Annotated in this window: 9 protein-coding genes and 4 pseudogenes; 9 read left to right on the forward strand and 4 right to left on the reverse strand. The window is 37.2% G+C overall.

The window, feature by feature from the left end; translation table 11 throughout:
• Positions 1–318 precede the first annotated feature (318 nt).
• From JOC86_RS12560 to JOC86_RS12575, 4 genes are all read left to right on the forward strand, one after another.
• Positions 319–1,299 carry an ABC transporter substrate-binding protein gene (locus JOC86_RS12560; protein WP_338021745.1) on the forward strand — a complete coding sequence of 327 codons (981 nt, stop codon included), beginning with the start codon at positions 319–321 and terminating at the stop codon, positions 1,297–1,299.
• A gap of 135 nt (positions 1,300–1,434) precedes the next feature.
• Positions 1,435–3,003 carry a sugar ABC transporter ATP-binding protein gene (locus JOC86_RS12565; RefSeq protein WP_205173091.1) on the forward strand — a complete coding sequence of 523 codons (1,569 nt, stop codon included), beginning with the start codon at positions 1,435–1,437 and terminating at the stop codon, positions 3,001–3,003.
• 86 nt (positions 3,004–3,089) lie between these two features.
• Complete coding sequence (locus JOC86_RS12570; protein ID WP_239587606.1) at positions 3,090–3,989, forward strand: ABC transporter permease; 900 nt, start codon at positions 3,090–3,092, stop codon at positions 3,987–3,989.
• A 36-nt stretch (positions 3,990–4,025) separates the two neighbouring features.
• Positions 4,026–7,646, forward strand: a complete 3,621-nt coding sequence (locus JOC86_RS12575; RefSeq protein ID WP_205173095.1) for a GH32 C-terminal domain-containing protein — start codon at positions 4,026–4,028, stop codon at positions 7,644–7,646.
• A gap of 308 nt (positions 7,647–7,954) precedes the next feature.
• On the opposite strand, the pseudogene JOC86_RS12580 reads toward JOC86_RS12575, so the two are convergent.
• The 3 pseudogenes from JOC86_RS12580 to JOC86_RS25325 form a co-directional block, all read right to left on the reverse strand.
• Positions 7,955–8,365, reverse strand: a pseudogene (locus tag JOC86_RS12580) (recombinase family protein); the annotation flags it as partial.
• 1 nt (position 8,366) lies between these two features.
• A pseudogene (locus JOC86_RS12585) lies at positions 8,367–9,256 on the reverse strand (IS110 family transposase); the annotation flags it as partial.
• Positions 9,257–9,634: 378 nt separating this feature from the next.
• A pseudogene (locus JOC86_RS25325) lies at positions 9,635–9,751 on the reverse strand (Tn3 family transposase); the annotation flags it as partial.
• 405 nt (positions 9,752–10,156) lie between these two features.
• Between JOC86_RS25325 and JOC86_RS12595 the strand changes: the two are divergent.
• The 4 genes and pseudogenes from JOC86_RS12595 (at position 10,157) to JOC86_RS12610 (ending at position 17,524) form a co-directional block, all read left to right on the forward strand.
• Positions 10,157–14,245, forward strand: coding sequence for a S8 family serine peptidase (locus JOC86_RS12595; protein ID WP_205173098.1), 4,089 nt, complete (start codon positions 10,157–10,159; stop codon positions 14,243–14,245).
• 175 nt (positions 14,246–14,420) lie between these two features.
• Positions 14,421–14,768: pseudogene (locus JOC86_RS12600) on the forward strand (GNAT family N-acetyltransferase); the annotation flags it as partial.
• An 876-nt stretch (positions 14,769–15,644) separates the two neighbouring features.
• Positions 15,645–16,271 (forward strand): LysE family translocator, encoded by a 627-nt coding sequence (locus JOC86_RS12605; protein ID WP_205173099.1) that lies wholly within the window; start codon positions 15,645–15,647, stop codon positions 16,269–16,271.
• Between the two features lie 722 nt (positions 16,272–16,993).
• A complete protein-coding gene (locus JOC86_RS12610; RefSeq protein WP_205173100.1) occupies positions 16,994–17,524 on the forward strand; it encodes a GNAT family N-acetyltransferase in 531 nt (176 codons plus the stop codon).
• A 1,074-nt stretch (positions 17,525–18,598) separates the two neighbouring features.
• Here JOC86_RS12610 and JOC86_RS12615 read toward each other — a convergent pair.
• Positions 18,599–19,393, reverse strand: coding sequence for a DUF4931 domain-containing protein (locus JOC86_RS12615; protein ID WP_239587543.1), 795 nt, complete (start codon positions 19,391–19,393; stop codon positions 18,599–18,601).
• A 216-nt stretch (positions 19,394–19,609) separates the two neighbouring features.
• On the opposite strand from JOC86_RS12615, the gene JOC86_RS12620 reads away from it, so the two are divergent.
• On the forward strand, positions 19,610–19,903 hold the full coding sequence (locus JOC86_RS12620; protein ID WP_205173101.1) for an RNA polymerase alpha subunit C-terminal domain-containing protein: 294 nt from the start codon (positions 19,610–19,612) through the stop codon (positions 19,901–19,903).
• Positions 19,904–19,922 lie beyond the last annotated feature (19 nt).

Raw genomic sequence — 19,922 nt, forward strand, 5'->3', positions numbered from 1 at the left:
AAAACCAAAATTATTTTTGTTGTTTATATATCAGCACTCAATAAATTTTTCAGATAATTTAAAATATATTGACATTAAAACCAGGCTATATTATAATCAAATTCAGTCAAAACTTACCAAAATAAATTAAAATCTTCCACAAGCATTCAGAAAGAACTTTTAAACTTTAAAAGGTGTTAAATCGATAACAGGATGTGGTTACTTGTTGGTACCAATACCATCTTTAGGAGGTGATACAATAGGTAAGTTTGTAAGCGGTAACATTGTCTGTTGTATTTGATCTTTTTAAAATTTTTATCAGCCTAAGGAGGGTACATAGTGAAAAAATATACCAAACCATTATTTTCATTTTTTTTAGTGATTGTAATCGCATTAATGACCGCTTGTAGCAGTGCTGGTCCAGCTTCTAACGATACTTCATCTAATGAACCAGGAAAAAACAGTGATAATTCGTTAACTATTGCATTAACCGTCGGTACATTAGCCAACCCATTCTTTGTTTCAATGGGTGAAGGTGTTAAAGAGGCTGGAAAGAAACTGGGTGCAGAAGTAATTGTTGAAAGTGCGGATTATGACTTAGCAAAACAAATATCTCAAATTGAAAACTTTATTACGAAAAAGGTAGATTTAATACTATTAAATGCAGTTGATTCGAAGGGGATTGCTGGTGCGGTTCAGCAAGCAAAAGCCGCAGGGATTCCAGTAATTGCAGTTGACGTTAACGCAAAAGGTGGAGTTAACGCGACAGTGACCTCGGATAACTATCAAGCTGGTAAACTAGCAGGAGAATATGTGATTGAACAATTAGGCGGAGAAGGAAACATTGTCATCATTGACGGACCTCCAGTTTCAGCCGTTACAAATCGCATACAAGGATTTGAAGATGCAATCGAAAACTCAAATATCAAAGTTATTGCCAAGCAAAATGGGGAAGGTAGCCGCGGAAAAGCTTTAACAGTTATGGAGAGTATTCTTCAAGCAAATCCAGAAGGTACGATTGACGCTGTATTTGCAATCAATGATCCTGAAGCGATCGGTGTAGAGATTGCTCAAAAACAAGCAGGCCGCACTGATGAATTCTTTATCGTTGGGGTTGACGGTGCTCCGCAAGCTATAAAAGCAATGAAGAAAGAAGGAAGTACCATTGCTGCAACTTCAGCTCAACATCCCGATCAGATGGTGAAAAAAGCGGTTGAAACCGGATTGAAAGTCTTAGACGGTGAAAAGGTCGAGGAGCTTGTCAAAGTTCCTGTTGATCTTGTTACACAAGAAAACTTAAATTCCTATCAAGGGTGGTAACCTCTCTTGTAGGGAAAAGTGAGAAGTTAAAATAGATTGAATTGGTTGAAGAAGCAAAAACATACATTCTTATATTGAAAATGCGGTTCTTATTCGGAATCGCATTTTCAAAAGAAAAAAGGGTGATACGATCATATGCATGTTCAAGAATTTATTAGAGGTAGTAAACAAGAAGTAAAAATCCCTGTTTTAGAAATGAAAAACATCAGTAAGACATTTTCAGGGGTAACGGTTTTAGATAATGTGAAAATTCAACTTTATCCTGGAGAAGTCCATGCATTAATGGGGGAAAATGGTGCTGGTAAGTCAACTTTAATGAAAATCCTATCCGGTATTTATACCCCGGATGAAAACGATGGAACTATTTTTTATAAAGGCGAACAAATTTCCTGGAGGGGCCCAACTGATGCTCGAAACAAAGGAATCAGTGTAATACACCAAGAGCTAAGCCTCTCCTCTAACTTAACAATTAGTGAAAATATACTAATGGGATCAAAATTTCCAAGAAACCGCTTAGGCTTGGTTAAGTGGGAGGAGGTTCATGAACGCGCACAGAAGGTGTTAAACTCGATGGGCTCCAACCTTAATCCACGTGCATTCGTTTCTACTTTAAGCATCGCTCAACAACAAATGGTTGAGATAGCACGTGCATTATCCCATAAAGCGGAAGTACTAATAATGGATGAGCCAACAGCCTCTTTAACAGATAAAGAAACGACTAAATTATTCAAAATTGTAGAGGATTTAAAGAAACAAGGCGTTTCGATTGTCTATATTTCACATCGAATGGATGAAATATTTAAAATTTCAAATCGTTACACAGTATTACGAGACGGGCGATGGATAGATAGCGGGTTAATTGAACAGACGAGTCAGGATCATCTCGTAAGGCTAATGGTCGGTCGTAATTTAAAGGAATTATTCCAACGTCATCCATCCTCCACTACACCGAATTCAAAAAAATCGGTTCAACCAGTACTTGAGTTAAGAAATATCTCAGACAACACCATTGTAAAGAATGTCTCTTTTAAAATCTTTCCGGGTGAAATCGTTGGCTTGGCAGGATTAGTAGGTGCAGGCAGAACAGAATTAGTCCGAGCCGTTTTTGGTGTTTCAGAATTAAAAAATGGCGAAATTTACGTAGAAGGACAGCGTGTAGAAATAAACTCCCCGATTGATGCTATCTCTCAGGGTATTGCACATGTACCTGAAAACAGAAAGGAACAAGGATTATTTTTAACCATGTCTGTAAAAGAAAATATTTTAATGGCTGAACTTAAAAAATGTAGTAAAGCCGGACTTGTCAGCTGGAACAAAATTGATACGTTTGCCGATCAGTTTATAAAAGAGTTAGGAATAAAGGCAGCTACACCTGTACAGCTTGTTGCAAATTTGAGTGGCGGTAATCAACAAAAAGTCGTTATTGCCAGATGGTTATCGATTGCCCCTAAGGTTTTGCTTCTAGATGAACCCACGCGTGGTGTAGATATCGGTGCAAAAACAGAAATTCATAAAATTATTTCTAAACTTGCAGATGAAGGACTTGCCGTTTTAATGATTTCATCAGAACTACCAGAAGTTTTAGGAGTCAGTGATCGCATTCTTGTGATGAACGAAGGGAAGTTGAAAGGTGAATTGTCCAAAGAGGAGGCGAATCAAGAAAGGATCATGTACTTAGCTACAGGAGGGAGTAAAACAATATGAAGGGAAAAGTAAGCACTCAAACGGTGTCAAGTACAGAAGGCCTGAGAATAGGACAAAGCCTGCTTGCTGTATGGAACCGCCTTGGCATGATCATCATTTTAGTCTTATTGTGCATTGTACTGTCATTTACGGCACCGAACTTTTTAGAAGTGTCCAATATTTTAAATGTATTAAAGCAAGTTTCAATCATTGCAATTTTAGCTGCAGGGATGACAATTATCATATTAACTGGTGGAATTGATTTATCTGTAGGTTCAACTGTAGCCCTTTCAGGAGTCGTTTCAGTGATGGCTTCAGCAGCTGGAGTTAATCCAATCATTGCTATGCTGACAGGGGCATTGGTAGGTTATACTGTTGGACTTATTAATGGTTTTTTTACAGCCAAAACAAAATTGCCCGCATTTATTGTAACACTTGGGAGTTTTACATATGTACGAGGTTTAGCATATGTCATAAGCGGTGGATATCCGATTGCTTTACAATCAGAAACCTTTCAGTTCGTTGGAGCTGGAAGTATCTTTGGAGTTCCGACACCTATCTATATCATGCTCCTTGTTTATGTAGCTATGTTTTTCGTATTGAAATATACAATGTTTGGCCGCCATATATATGCGATCGGTGGAAACGAAGAAGCGGCACGCTTAACAGGTATTAAAGTTGACAGAACATTAATCAATGTTTATTCCATTAGTGGTCTATTGGCTGGTTTAGGTGGTGTTGTATTAGCAGGACGGTTATACTCTGGCCAGCCAACCGCGGGACAAATGTATGAGCTAGATGCAATAGCAGCAGTTATTCTAGGTGGAACGAGTTTTACAGGCGGAGTTGGAAAAATCCAAGGAACCATTATCGGAGTTTTAATAATGGGGGTTATCAGTAATGGCTTAACCCTAATGGACGTCAACTATTATTGGCAGCTGGTTGTAAAAGGTGCCGTTATTGTGGCAGCAGTTCTTCTAGATCGTATACGCGGTCATTCTGTATAGATTTCGGAAAACCGAATTTGAAAGGTTGGGGATTTATTGAAGAAAAAAATACCTTTATTCTTGGCAATTGTAATTTTGTTAACATTGCCATTCAGTACTTTCGCCACCGTGGAGGATCCAGGATATTACAATGAACAATATCGTAATCAATTCCACTTTTCCCCTGAAGCGAACTGGATGAATGATCCAAATGGAATGGTGTATTACAAAGGTGAATATCACTTATTTTATCAATACCACCCTTATGGTCGCACCTGGGGTCCAATGCATTGGGGACATGCTGTAAGTGAGGACCTTGTACATTGGAAACACCTTCCGATTGCCTTATCTCCCGATGAAAATGGCGCAATTTTCTCAGGAAGCGCGGTGATTGACTGGAACAATACGGCTGGTTTTGGAAAAGAAGCGATGGTTGCGATTTTCACACATGCTGGGGAACAAGGTCAAGTACAAAGCATCGCCTACAGCAATGACAAAGGAAGAACATGGACAAAATACGAAGGAAATCCAGTAATGCCTAACTCGCCAGTAGCTGATTGGCGTGATCCAAAAGTTTTCTGGCATGAAGAAACAACCAAGTGGGTTATGTCCTTAGCTGCTAAAAATAAAATAATGTTTTATACTTCACCTGATTTGAAACATTGGGAGTATGCGAGTGAGTTTGGCCCTGACGGCGGTATTCAGGCAAATGGTCAACCTGACACCTACTCGTATACATTATCTCCTCAAAGAGGCGGATCCTTTATTTATGAAGGTGATATCACTCTTGTCGAAAAGAATGGTCGGAAAGGTGCGGGAGGACTTGTTTTCCGTTCTGATAAAGATGTAACCAATGCATATTTCACCCAAATAGATGCAGAAAAGAATACTGTAACTTTAAACAAAACCGTTAATGGTGAAATAGTAGAAATTGCTTCAAAATCGATCAATTTGGAAACCTCTAAAACCTATCATGTCAAGGTCGAAGCCGTTTCAAGTCACTTAAAAGTCTTCTTAAATGGTGAATTAGTTGTCGAAGGAACAGATTCGTCCTTTGTTAACGGACAATTTGGATTAACAGCATGGAATTCAACTGCCGTATTCCGTAATGTCAAATTCCAAAACAAGTCGAACTTTATAACGAATTTGTCTGGATGGAAAGCAGTAAATGGTACATGGAAAGACACCATCAACGGAAAAAATGGAAGCTCAAATGGTAATGCTTTTATCATGAGTAAAAAAAGTGTGGAACAATTTATTTATGAGGCTGATATTAAAGTTGAAGGTACTGGTGGCGAAGTTGGAGGGGCGCTCGTTTTCCGAGCAGACGCTGATGCAAAAAATGGATATATTGCTAGCGTGGACGCTTTAAATGATTCGATTAAACTTATGAAAATGGAAAACGGAAATAACTCTGTTATTACTGAAAAAAGTATTGAGATCAAAACAGATCAAACATATCATCTAAAGGTTAGTGCTTCAGGTGAAAATATCAAAGTATATTTAGACGACACACTTATTCACGATGTGAATGATTCAACATTTTCAAGCGGGTTTCTCGGTTTGAAAATCAGGAATTCTTCAACTCTATTCCAAAATGTTCAATTGAGTAAGTACATCGTAACAGATGCAAAGAATATTCCAAACCATGATTTTGAAACAGGAGATTTGTCCGGGTGGAGGGCAGTAAGAGGAGAGGCGTTTACAAACGATCATGTGACTGACACAACTTCCTATTGGGGCGGGTTCTTTGAACAACAAGGAAAATATCATTTATGGGGGTTTTCTGACAAACATAAAGGGGACGATGCGACAGGGGAATTGCATTCTTCTTACTTTAAGCTTAGCGGTTCCGGTGAAATAAATTTATTAATCGGTGGTGGTAATGACATTTCTAACCGCTATGTTGCGTTAATAAGAGCTTCTGATGACAAAGAATTAATTCGCCAGGCAAATACGAAATTTGCTGATGAACAGTATCGCCGTTATGTGTGGGACGCGTCAAATTTTTTAGGAGAAGTGGTATATATTAAGGTGGTCGACAATGCTACAGGGGGCTGGGGCCATATTAATATCGATGATGTTAACGTGTATAATACAGGCGAAATGCCTCCAGAAGTGGACAAGGTAGTGCAAGAGCCTGAAGAAGTGGAACAAAGAGAAAGAGGAAAGCTAACCAACTGGAACACCGTCGCTGGTGACTGGGTACCATCTACTTACGGTAGCAACAATGGAATTTGGGAATGCCCTGCATTGTTTAAATTACCGATTGATGGTGATCCAAACGATACAAAATGGGTTCTTCAAGTAAGTATAAGCGATGGTGCTACAGCGGGTGGATCGGGTATGCAATATTTTGTTGGTGATTTTGACGGAAAAACATTTACAAGTCATAACCCGCCCGAAAAAGTTTTATGGTCTGACTATGGCGCCGATTTTTACGCAGGGGTTGAGTGGAGTAACCTTGAAGGTGAAAATGGAGAAAATTACTGGCTTTCGTGGATGAGTAACTGGCAGTATGCAAATCATACACCAACATCAACATGGAGAAGCTCGATGTCATTGCCTCGAAAACTAGAGTTAACAAATACAGAAGAGGGATTACGTTTAAAACAGACACCAGTGTTACAGGGGATTCGTAAACACCGAGAAAAAACAACATTCGAGAATCAAGTGATTTCCGGTAACACCGATCTTCTTTCAGGGTTATCTGGAAAAACATTTGAGATTATTGCGGAGTTTGATATTTCAAACTCAAAAGCAAACGAGTTTGGCTTTAAAGTTCGCAAAGGGAATGTTAAGCATGGTGACACTTATGAACATACAGCGATCGGGTATGATGTAAACGAGCAGAAGCTATTTGTAGACCGTACGAATTCTGGAAGCTTTGATTTTGGAAGGAATGTAAAGGGAAAGCATGAAGCACCGTCACGTCCTACTGATGGAACTGTGAAAATGCATATCTTCGTGGATCGATCATCCGTAGAAGTGTTTGGGAATAACGGAGTAAGCGTCATTACGGATCAAATATTCCCTCATGAATCAAGTAATGGTTTGGAACTGTACAGTAAAGGCGGCGACGTAACTCTAAAATCACTTGAAATATACCCATTAAAGTCGATCTGGGGAAAAAGTCCTGTTAAAACACAGCTTTCGGAATGGACAACCATTAGCGGTTCTTGGGCTGACACCATTGCTGGTAAACAAGGTCAAAGTGTCGGAGACGCCTTCATTCTTTCAAATGAAACAGGAAGTGACTTTTCGTATGAAGCGGACATAAAAGTACTTGATTCTGACTCACACCCAGATGATCCGAATAAGGACACAGTTAATAATCCGATTGGTGCCGGTGCGTTAGTCTTCCGTTCAGATACAACGGTTAAAAATGCATATTTTGCCAACGTTGATGTACGTAACAACGTTGTGAAATTGGTTAAGGTTGTAGACGGAAAAGCTACCGATCTTACTATTTACAATGATAATGGAAAATTAAACTTAAAAACAAACACTCCTTATCATTTGAAAGTAGTTACCGAAGGCCAAAATATTAAGGTGTACCTGGATAAAAAGCTTGTCATAGATACAACAGATCATACATTTACAGAGGGATATGTTGGGTTAAATGTCTGGAATTCAACAAGTGTATTCAATCATATAAAATACAAAAATAAAAAATGAATGATCGATTAGCAATACATTAACAATTTTAAATACTATTTTAAACCAAAGACGAAAACATTAGGCTGTCGATTCGTTGACAGCCTAATAATTTTACCTAAAAGGTTGGTTGATTTTCGCCGATTTAGAACATTTATTAGTGGGTAATATTTTGAGTGAAATGTTATCTTTTTTGTCTTTTTCATTCAAAATTGTGTTCCAAAGAACGCCTCTGTTATATTTCCTGTAAATAGTTCATTATTTATTTGCAACAAACTTATAACATTAACATTTAAATCACGAAGATATAATCTTTTCATAACTAAACCTCACCTTGTTTCATACTCCTTTACCAGTTTATAAAAGGTCGTCTTTTTTACACCTGCTTCTTCCATGGCTTTTACCGCGGTTATCTCTCCTGATTTCCAACGAGTATAGACTTGTTTGAACACTTCTGTAATAGTAGATTTCGGTCGGCCAAAGGTAACACCATTCTTAATCGCTGCATCAATTCCTTCACGCTGCCGTTTTCGAATCCTGTCCCGTTTCTCTTGTTCCATCCAGGAAAGAATCTGCAATACCAAATCAGCGATGAAGGTTCCAAAACCATCCTTAAATTGCGTGGTGTCTAACAAAGGCATATCCAAGATCACAATGTCCGCCTCAATATTCTTTGTAATGTCATTCCATTCCTGCAAAATCTCTTCCTTATTTCGACCAAAACGATCTAATGAATGAATGCTCTCCAATCTCTGAGATGATTGTTGCCGCAATCTTTTCTCCGATACCAGGGATAGATTGGATAATCTTATATTCTTCAATTTCTTTAGCGAGGGCATCTATTTCAGCTGCTAACTTCGATAGATGCTCTTCGTATTGAAGAATAATGCTGATTAATATCTTTAAGTTAAAGATGTGACTGTCATACATATGTTGTTGAAATGGATTTCTTCTAGCCGCCTCAATTAGTTTCTCTACTTTCTCTTTCGCCCATTGATCTGATCGACTACTACATAATGACGAAATCATATTTGTAAAATCCGTAAAGGAAATTTTTAAAACAGACTCTGAAGTAGGAAATGCTTCAAGTACTTTTAATGAGACTTTAGAATATAGGTTGCCAAAAACACCTCGATATTCTGGGAATACTTGATCCAATAGAGAATGTAATTGTAGCTTTGTTTGAGAAGTGACGCTCGAAATGGCTTCCTGTTGTCTCGTTAAATTCTCAAATTTGAAAGCTGAATTCCTCTTTTTCTATGAGGTTCTAACTCTTCCTTATAGAACAATTCACACAGTTGGTACGCATCTACGGGATCTGTTTTTACTTTTCTTAAATTGGCGCTTCTTGAACGGTGAGAAACCAGAGGGTTCACCATGATATACACATATTTATGGTCATCCAAGAACTGCACGACAGGGGAATGATAAGGGCCAGTCGATTCTAAGATAACTAAAGGTTTTATACCACCTGCTGCTCTCGTAACCTCTTCCAAGTAATCTAATACGCTATCTAACCCATCTAGAGTATACTTAACACTTAAGCTTTTACGGTACGGTTTTCCTCTATCTAAAAAGGCTTGTACCTGACTTTCTCCTTTTGACACATCCAGACCGATTACTGGATTCATCTATCAATCTCCTCCTAGAAATAAATTAGTCGGTAACCCCTAAGCTCCTTGTAATGTCATAGGTTCGCTTGTTAAACGGGATCCACGTCCCAACCAGCCAGAAACATGTTTATACAAGTAGGGGGCGAACAGTTTTGCTGACGGGATCAAGTCCCACGGGCGCTGTGTTCTACCCCGACTACCGCTATCATAAGACCATATGAAAAAAGGTCAACCAGAAAAAACTGGCTGATCTTATATTACGATCGGGCGCGATTGTGAAAGAGTTAAAAATGACTAACGAATTTATATCGTTAGTCATTTTTAACTCTTTCGTTAAGTACATGTCTACAATGATAGAACACGTTATAATTCTAATTTTTATATAAAAAGGTATTGATAACCAGCTGTATCCGAATAATGCTCTTCAATGGATAATTCTGATTCTAGATGAAGCAATCCATCGATGACATGTACAGCGTCCCTAGCGTTTGTGTTAATAACCTTTGTATAAAAGAAGAAAATTAATCGTCACTCTAGCATTAACCTTATTGGAACAGAAACGAAATGAAATATTATACAAAATAATCCGAGTACTGTAAATGGTGTTAATTAAGTAGGTAAATTTTCCTTGTTTGTTTTCAGTGGGTGAATTTATCTATTTAAAAACATTGTCAGATTCATATCGAATTATGTATGTTGTAAAATTCGAGTGTTTTCATTTGGGAAAGTCCATTTTATAAAGGGATTTTTCCATTAAAACTCTAACTATTACATTTAATGATGATCTTAGTTTGCTAGTTATTAAGTTTTCAAAATTGTTTTGGTAGGAGGTGTAAATGTTTTTTAGAAGGTATTAAAAACTTTATTAGACTTATACGAATAATCTAATAAAAATAAATAGACTGATGGGGGATAACAATGAAACGGAGAAAGAATATAGTCATAAAGGGATCTGTACTAGCGGTAAGTGCCATGTTATTAAATCCAGTCGACGGAATGACGACCTCTCATGCTGAGGCACAATCCAATATAAATGGAGAACAAACTTTACAAACAGGGGAGCCAGCTAACCTCGTTCACGGAGAAACTTCAACAAAAATCGATCAGTTTTTGAAGGAATTATCGCCAGAGCAGAGAAAAGCACTTCAAGATTTGAATACAACTAGCAAACCAGAACTAAATATCTCACCTGAGACGAATCTGAACAGCTCAGATGAAATTTCGGTTATTGTCGAGTTTAAGCAGCATACTGCAAACACCGCTATTATGCTCGAAAAGCTTAAAGGAAGGACCTTGACAAAAGAAGAAGCGAACAATAATTTAGAAGCTTCTCATAATCAATTTAAAAAGGACTTATCTCAACTAAAGGTAAAACATAGAGTAAAAGATACATTCAAACAAGCATTCAATGGTGTTGCATTGACATTACCGGCAAATCAAGTCGAAACCTTGCTTCAATCTGAAGTAGTTAAAAGTGTTTTCGAAAATAAACAAGTACAGTTAATCGAACCAACTCAAGAAAATACGAATACGTCGCCATACAGCGGAAGAACACCTCAAGAAATAATGGGAGTGGACAAACTGCATGAAGAAGGTTTAACAGGAAAAAACATAAAAGTCGGTGTACTGGATACTGGAATTGATTATAATCATCCAGATTTGAAAGATGCTTACATAGGTGGATATGACTTTGTAGATGATGATAATGATCCAATGGAGACGACATACGAAGATTGGGTAAAAGCCGGGAAGCCAGGAGGGTCTGCTTCGGATTATATTACATTCCACGGAACCCACGTTTCTGGTATTCTAGCTGGAAAGGGTAAAGCGGACTCGAATTACGCAACTAAAGGAGTTGCTCCAGATGCGGATCTCTATGTATATCGAGTTCTCGGTCCATACGGTTTTGGGTCTTTTGAAGGTATTATAAGTGGTATTGAAAAATCAGTAGAAGACGGGATGGATATTATTAACCTGTCACTGAGTGCAAATTCCAACGATCCATATTCTCCTGTAGCCATCGCGATTAATAATGCTGTATTATCAGGCGTTACATGTGTATTAGCAGCTGGTAATGAAGGTGGAGGAGAGTATACTCTCGGAACTCCTGCTGCTTCAGCACTTGGGATTACAGTTGGTTCCAGTAATCCAGAAGTTGCAGAGTTTAATTATACAGGAACTTTTAAAAGCAGCAGTACAGAAGTAGATTCTGAAATACGTTACTCTACACATGGCTATGGTGAAGATCCTAGAACATTAGAAGGAAAAACATTTGATATTATAGACGTTGGTAAAGGACTGGAAACTGATTTTAATAATATCGATGTAAACGGAAAGATTGCCCTGGTTTCGACTGGGACGAATCGGACTTATGAAAAAGTCAGGTTAGCAAAACAACATGGAGCAGCGGCTGTATTTATTTACGGTACATATAACGGCTTCATCGGAGATAAAATGGCAGTATCCATAGATAATACGTATGCCTATATTCTTAGTGGAGAGCAAGGAAAAGCGTTTAAAGAAATTTTACAGAACGAAAAAGCACAATATACGTTTACAACCCAAGAAAAAGAAGTGATTTTCCCAGAAGATTCACTTTCCTATTTCAGCTCGCGAGGACCGGCCTTATTTACGTATGATATTAAGCCAGAGGTGACAGCACCAGGGCTGGATATTATGTCAACGGTTCCTCCTTATTTACGCGGTGAGAAATATAAAGGACAGTACGAATATGGTTATGCCCGATTATCAGGAACCTCTATGGCGGCTCCACAAGTAGCGGGTGTGGCAGCGTTAATGCTTGAAAACAATCCAAAATCTACTCCATCTGATATTAAAACGTCTCTTATGAATACTGCAGGTGAAATGGCAGGAGAATACAGTGTTTTTGATGTGGGAGCCGGACGAATCGATGCTTATGAAGCCGTTCAATCAGAGATGAATTTCCAGGTCATTGATGAGACAAAAACCTTACTAAATGGCGAGGAAGTGATGATTGATGAACTGACCGGTGGTATGAGCTTTAGTTTGCAGCACGAAGGTCATTCACTCAGAGATCAACGGACGATCTTGATTGAAAATTCCGGGGGAAAAACCAAAACGTTTAATGGAAGTATAGAGTTTACAAACCACTCTCTTGACGCTTCAGAAAATGGAATTCAGCTAACCTTTGATACTAATCTTAAAGTAAAAGCAGGAAAGAGAAAGAATACAAACGTATTCTTGAATGTCCCTAAAACAGCTAAAGACGGTTACTATGAAGGGTATATCCGTTATGTGAATGAAGATGATCCTTCAGAGGAATATCAAATTCCGTTTAGTATACGGAAGGTAAAAGATGGGGTTGAATATCTGAATATTAGTTCAGGAATTACCACAATCAATAACGGGAATTTTAACTACAACAGCTTTGCTTCTGCTAATTTAAAATTAAATTCTCACATGCGCTCACTTGATATTTTCTTAGCAGATACAAACTCAGAAGATATCGGATATATTGGCTATTACGAAGGTATTGGAATGCCTGAAGGTAAAGATATTAAAATAAACCCTTTCTTCAATGGAGATTATTATCCTCTTGGAGCCACAGCCGAACAAGTTGAAGCAATGGAACCAACTGAAGTAAAACCGGGTACGTATAAGGTGAAGTTTGTCTTTACGAGAGAAAATGGAAAACAAATCATTATTGAAAAACCGATTACGGTTGATAATTCAAAGCCTGAATTGACAACGAATTTAGCTCATACCGTCATCGAAGTGGATCCTGACAGTCCAGATCCTGCAATCGACATCAATGGTAATGTTACGGATCAAGCAATAAAAGATTTAATAGCAGCCGGTTCCGATATCACACAAGCAATTAACACGGTCTATTATCAATACAACACCAATCATCCATCACGACTGCCTATTGATGCTGAAGGGAATTTCACTTTTGAAAGAAGTACGATACCAAGCTATTTTAAAGTGCTGCCTGTTGAATTTTACTCCACAGATCATGTAGGGAATAAATCCGCATCCTTCCAGTACTATTTTGTTAAAAAAGGTTCACCATATGTAACAAGTATCGCAAATCAAAAAGAAGTGACACAAGGAGAAACGATCACATTCGATGTAAATGCTGAAAATCAAGGGGTATTTAAAAAAGCAGAATTAGAATTCAAATATGACCCGAAAGTGCTATCATTTACTGAAATTGCTCTTGTTGAAACAATGAAGGATCGCTTCGATGCAGAAGTAACCAATGAAAATGGTACAATGAAGGTGACCTTACAAGCCAAGAATACAACTTGGACTGCAGAAGATGTACTCTCTCTGCTTCAATTAAAAGCAGAAGTGAAAAATGATAACTATTATAATGACTATGCAAAAGTGTATCTAACAAAAGCCGACTTTACGAACCTATCTGATGTGAAAACGGCTAGCGGACGAGTAGATCCATCATTTAAAATTAATGCTCCGAGTTCTCAAATTCTGGGTACCATGAATGGAGAAGCAGTCTATGAAGTTTCAGCATCTGGACCTGTACAGCTATTTGATTATTCCACAATGGGTGCTACAGTCAAGGTTATGGATGAGGAAGGCAATCAATATCCAGGGAAAGTACTGGAAGAGCCTGAGTTTGAAGTGGGTTCACTGCCATCCACAGGAGAAACATTAAAATTAGAATTTGATATTCCTGGACATTTTACTGTACACAAGTCCTTCTACATTGGTTTAGAAGGTAACGTAGGAGAAAAGAAATTTATTGATAAAAAGACAGCCAGTGCTGGAGATGTGAACAAAGACCATGTGATCGATATTCTTGATGCGATCTATCTAGAAGAGCATTGGGGTACAAACGATCGAAAGGGAGATATCAACTTTGACGGTACGATTGATATGATTGACATGAACTATATCAAACAAAACTTCCTAAAAGAAAATCCAACAGTACCACACGAAAACCATCCGAAGTCAACTGAGAATGGGAAAACATTAGAAAGCATTATCGATAGTCTAAGTTAATAGAATAATAGTATGAACTAGTCCTATGAAGTAGATCATCATTAGGACTAGTTTTTTGGTACGCCCGACATGGGCTACAACTTGGTGGTGAAAGTCCACTACAGGCTTGGCAGTAGGAACTGCTAGCTAGTGGCAAGGGTGTCTATCGTGAGGTGGAATCTGAAGGTACGAATTAACAGAAGAAGAAACAAAGGATTTTATTAATAGAAATATTGGTGATTCAGCTGAGAATTTTCCAGTAATATTAGTAGATGAAGATATTTTAATCGGGCATGTAGAGTTCTTCAAATATTTTGGAGAGCACTTTTATGAAATAGGATGGGTATTTAACCCTGAATATCAATAAAGGTTACGCTACCGAAGTTACATCTTAAATATAAAATATGGTTTTGAGGATCTAAAGTTACATAGAATTGTAGCTACATGTCGTCCAGAAAATATTCCATTTTATCGTGTCATGGAAAAGGTCGGCATGAGAAGAGAAGGTTATTTTACAAAATGCATCCCTTTTGGTGATCAATAATTCTCGTGCATTTACTCTAGGCTTTCGTGTATAAAATTCGATACCCGTGCACAAGTTAGCCATTCTCGTGCATAAATTCGAAAAGTCGTGCATATCCACTTCCTTAATAAGAAAAAGTGGGAATTCTGATGGACGAAGTGGCGTAGAACCGTAAAAAATAGCCAAGAAGAATAGGTTAAGCCCAAATAATAGAAAAATAGGACGATCTTTCAGTGAAAATAAACGAAAACACTAAGATATGCACGTGATCCGCCGTTACCTTCAGCACCAAAAATTAGAAAATGAACAACCGAATTGTACTTCTGGATACCTTTTTGGTCATCCCCTTAGTTCAAGAAGCAGCAAGCCCAATATGAAACAATCCGAGGGGCAACAAATATCATTCTCTTTTCTTTAATTGAATCTCTTTCACCTTTTGACGTAGATCAACTGGCCACCAGCAGCAACTCAAATTAATCAGAGAAAGAAATGATAACTCGTTTGTTGAATAATAAGTATAAAAGTAGGCATTGTTTAAAGTAAAGAATTGGAATAAGGAAGATTAATAAATGGGCTGTCCTAAATAGGTTTGGAACCGTCAATATATAGGGGATTTCTTCTACATGTTGAAGTTGTGGTTCCTCGTATCTCGATATTGGGTCAGTCTTTTTCTTTTTCATTAAAACGCCCGTTTACTTTGAATGGTAATAAAAGCGTCATCATTTTATCCCAAGCAGCCGTATTATCTATCCGTTATTAGTGAGATTATTTACAAAGATTTTTTTTAAAAAGTTATTTAAGCATTATGAAAGAACTTCATTTACTAATGTAACTATTTATTGATAAAATAAGTTAACTATTTTCGAGGGAATTTTAAGGAAATGGAGGCAAAACAAAATGTTTACTATTTCTACCTTAAGTGCGTTTGTCGTTATTGTACTTGGTCTATTTTTGATACCAGGTCCAGCTGTTTTTCTTACCATTACCCGTACAGTTCAAAGTGGGCGTAAAGCCGGTATTGTGACAGGTCTTGGAATCGCGACCGGCGATTTCATTCATACGTTATTTGCAGCAGTGGGCCTATCTGCCATTTTGATGACCTCTGCACTCGCTTTCAACTTTATTAAGTTTGCAGGAGTAGCATACTTGCTTTACTTAGGAATTCGGGCGATTTTGGAAAAGCCCAAGGATCCTCGACTACCAAAGGTTTCTTCAGGGACGACATTTAGTTCTTATGGTCAGGCAATCTTAATAGAAGTTCTAAATCCGAAAACATCTCTTTTCTTTCTGGCGTTTTTGCCCCAGTTCGTGCACCCGTCTCATGGAGCATCCTTTTTCCAATTCCTGATCCTTGGTTTAATTTTTGTATTGTTAGGTGCAATCTATACAACGTTTATTGCGATGAGCGTACGTTTACTTTCCAGGATGGTCAAGCGGATATCTTGGTTAGGTCGTTGGAGCGGTAAGGTCGTAGGAGTAATCTATATAGGACTCGGATTGAAAGTGGCTTTTCAGAGTCGGTGAAGTGATTGGTAAATGATTTTTTAGGCGACTTTATTGTTATTCATTATGGCAGGAAGTTCTTTTAACCCCTGATATCGCATATCAACAGACGCTTTTCTACACATGGAAAGGGTCTTTTTTAATGAAATTAAAGATTGAGTTAAATGACAAATTTTGAAATAATTGTAATTAAGCAATAGGACAGGGTTATGATGCAATGAATGGCTTAATTATCAAATTTTTTGGTCAAATAGAAAAAAGGGGAGACCCATTTTTGAAGAAACGATTCAAAATTTTGAGATTTACCTTATTAATACTTGCAGCATTCACTTTGACTGGCTGTGAAGAATCTTCAACTAAATCAGATGTAAAACGGCAACAAGAGAGAGTCTGAACTTGATAAACTGACATCTTCATATAAACATCCTCATACAGACCAAACATTTAAAATAGTAGAAGCATACAAATTGTTTGATAACTATGAAAGAGCGGTAGAAAATGATCCTGACACTTCACAAGCAGCTCTATATAAGAAAGAAGTAATCTCTCCAATTTATAATAGTTGTTTTAAAGGCACTAATAAAAGCTTCTAATCTTTTGCCTTATGATAAAGAAACAAGTTAGATGTTTCTAAAAGATCAAGCATAAAAAATCTATTAGTCTAAAAAAGACAGTAGTATTTAAAAAACATATAAAAAATAAAAAACAATCAAAATTCCATTTTAACTTGAAAGGAGCACCCCATGAATATTCAATTCATCAAATTAATTGAAGCAAGCTCAAGTCTTGTTGACGTATTTAACCGATGGGAAAACGATCCCACCTTAATTCCGTTGACCCGCCCAAGCAAAAATAAGCTAGAAATGGAACGCCAAGTCAAAATGAGCTTGGAAGAATTAACACAACGATTAGAAAACCATCACACCTACCTAATCTATCTGGATGAACAGTTAGTAGGCGAAATGAACTATATGGTCGATCCAAGCCATCTTTACAAAAAAGAGGCAGGAACCGCCTGGCTAGGGATTACCATTGGTGAGCCTGAAGGTCGGGGCAAAGGTGTTGGTTTTGTAGCGTTACAATATTTAGAGAACCAGATTAAGCAGCAGGGTCTCAATCGTATTGAACTGGGTGTATTTGAATTTAATAAACAAGCTCAGAAGCTGTATCAGAAGCTAGGTTACAAGGAAATCGGAAAGATTGATGATTTCACCTATTGGCAAGATAAAATGTGGTCTGATATTCGGATGGAGAAGGATTTAAAGAATAACTGAATTGAATTCAAGTAGACTAGAGTTATAGAACATGTATGTATTCAATTAAAAAGGACTTTTGTGCAGAACAGTAATCGATACCTATACAGGAATGGAGAAGGGGTTGAAGAAGAAAATTATTAGGAGGATCTGAATAGTGGGAAAAAACAGAAAGGGAAAGTTTTTCTATTTGTATCTGTAAGTTTGTTTACTATTATTGGTATCTTCTCAGTTTTGAATGACTTTCTATATACACCTTCCATTCCTATTTGGATACCGATATTACTTCTGTTCTCTACCATAGTTAATGTTATACAAAATATTAAAAATAGACGTCTATATTATGCTATCGGATCTACATTTATAAGTGTGGGAATCCTTTTATTTATTATAATTCCTGCGGTAATTAATTAGATACACTGTTCTCAATGCTATTATTATAAAAAATAGAATGCTCGCTCGCAATAAGGACCTATTAGTTGTTCCACAATAGGTGATGACTTATAAGGAAATTGTTCATTCTAGTAACAAGTGTAAATTATTCCTATTTTGTTAAATAGAACTATTTGAGTAGATTTGTCGCTTAATTCATTGATTCTGAAGTAAGAGAGGCATTAGGAAGGGTTTCACATTGTGATTATTAATAGTAAGGAGGTTTATCCCAAAATGATATGGTTTCTCGTTCCTTTGTGATAGTACTTGCATTTGCAGTATGGTACGACGTTAAAAAGGAAATCTTTTTTCAAAATTATCTTCATGCTAAAAGTATATACTCATGAAGTGGAACGAAATAATGCGATTTCACACTCTCAGAAACATGGATATAAGTGGTATACGGGAGGCTTGTAATTAAACTAACAGGTGTTCTATACAGTTTAAATGATAGGGACTGTCCAGAAATTTTGGGTAACTAAAATTCTGGACACCCTTTTTTAATGATGCCATTTATCGAGGGCTTGTTGAGATCCTGAATGCTTAAAAGATTGAATTTTTGGTTTAATTTTTATTAAGCAATAGGGGAATTTGTGAAGTAACAAAAATCAACTTCTAACTTTATAGTGTATAAAAATACTATATTTACTTTTGAGAAATGCATTAAAAATAATGCTTTGTCATCTCGTCAATAAGGTCTTGAGGGTTTCTAAAAACTTGCCGTAGACCATACCCGACATACAATGGTGTTGTTGCATATCGTGGAACAATCTTTATGAATATTTTACCAATCCAATGATAGAAAAATAAATTATAGCTTGAACATCCACGGCCATTAAAATGATGAACGACATAATGTACAGACTTTTGAATATAATCAGCTGCCTGTTCAATTTGATCCAAATCGTCAAGGACAATATTAAATTCCGTAAAGCCAATCATCGGCTTTGTGGAAAGGTTTAATTGAACTCCATTTGATGAATGGATTTCTAGTCCGATAAAATAATCTTCCGTCAGATTGTCCCTGTAATTCACATTGTTTAAGCCGATAATTTGCATATGCGGATGACGGATAGAGCCTCCTGACAGTGGTCCATGGTTTTTAAAGAACAAAACGGATTCGAAGCGATCCTCTTCCTCCATCTTTAACCACTTTTCCATACCGAATCTTATTACTTTATAGAGATGCGATTTTGGATACTCAGATAACTCGGACTCGCACTCATCTGTCTCTATTAATACGGTTTGAAAGGCATCATCTAGAACAGGATATTTATTTTTCACAAGAATGATAGAGTCATGGGTATCCAATATTTCTGCTAGTCCTCCACTTTCGCAAAATGGGCACAGGCTTTTCCTGTGAACACTGTTTGGCTTTTTACGGGCAACCGATGTATCAAACTGAAGAATCGTTTCTTTTTTCATATCATCACCTAAATGAATAGTTTTAAAGTACAAAAATGTTGTTCACACTATTATAAATCTACTCCGCTCTATTCGTCCATGTAAATACCTTTTCTACCTCTTAACTTAAACAGTATAATGAAAGTACATTTAGCACCTTGTCTTTGTGTAATGAAAAGGATTTGAGCAGAAAATTATGGAGACTTTAAGTAATATTAGATGAGAAAAATGAATTTTTTACATAATGGTTGAGAAAAGGAGACATAAACTATGGAAACGTCAAAGAAAAGTTTAAGGACCTGTAGCAAAGGGCACAAATACTATAAAAGCAGCGACTGTCCGACCTGTCCGGTCTGCGAGCAAGAACGGAAGCCTGAAGGTGGATTTCTTTCGCTCCTTTCGGCACCAGCTAGACGAGCGTTAGAAAACAACGGAATCACAACTTTACAAAAGCTATCAACCTATAGTGAAAAGGAGATTTTACAATTTCACGGTATGGGACCAGCTTCATTGCCTAAACTTAGGACTGCTTTGCAGACAAAAGGATTGTCATTTAAAAATTAAACATCAACAAGAATTATTT

It is taken from the genome of Rossellomorea pakistanensis, from assembly GCF_016908495.1.
Taxonomy (GTDB): Bacteria; Bacillota; Bacilli; order Bacillales; family Bacillaceae_B; genus Rossellomorea; species Rossellomorea pakistanensis.

Excerpts from the sequence above, each read along its gene's own strand:
- JOC86_RS12610 (WP_205173100.1), top strand. The coding sequence starts at position 16,994 with ATGAATATTCAATTCATCAAATTAATTGAAGCAAGCTCAAGTCTTGTT.
- JOC86_RS12605 (WP_205173099.1), top strand. The coding sequence starts at position 15,645 with ATGTTTACTATTTCTACCTTAAGTGCGTTTGTCGTTATTGTACTTGGT.
- JOC86_RS12565 (WP_205173091.1), top strand. The coding sequence starts at position 1,435 with ATGCATGTTCAAGAATTTATTAGAGGTAGTAAACAAGAAGTAAAAATC.
- JOC86_RS12595 (WP_205173098.1), top strand. The coding sequence starts at position 10,157 with ATGAAACGGAGAAAGAATATAGTCATAAAGGGATCTGTACTAGCGGTA.
- JOC86_RS12570 (WP_239587606.1), top strand. The coding sequence starts at position 3,090 with ATGATCATCATTTTAGTCTTATTGTGCATTGTACTGTCATTTACGGCA.
- JOC86_RS12620 (WP_205173101.1), top strand. The coding sequence starts at position 19,610 with ATGGAAACGTCAAAGAAAAGTTTAAGGACCTGTAGCAAAGGGCACAAA.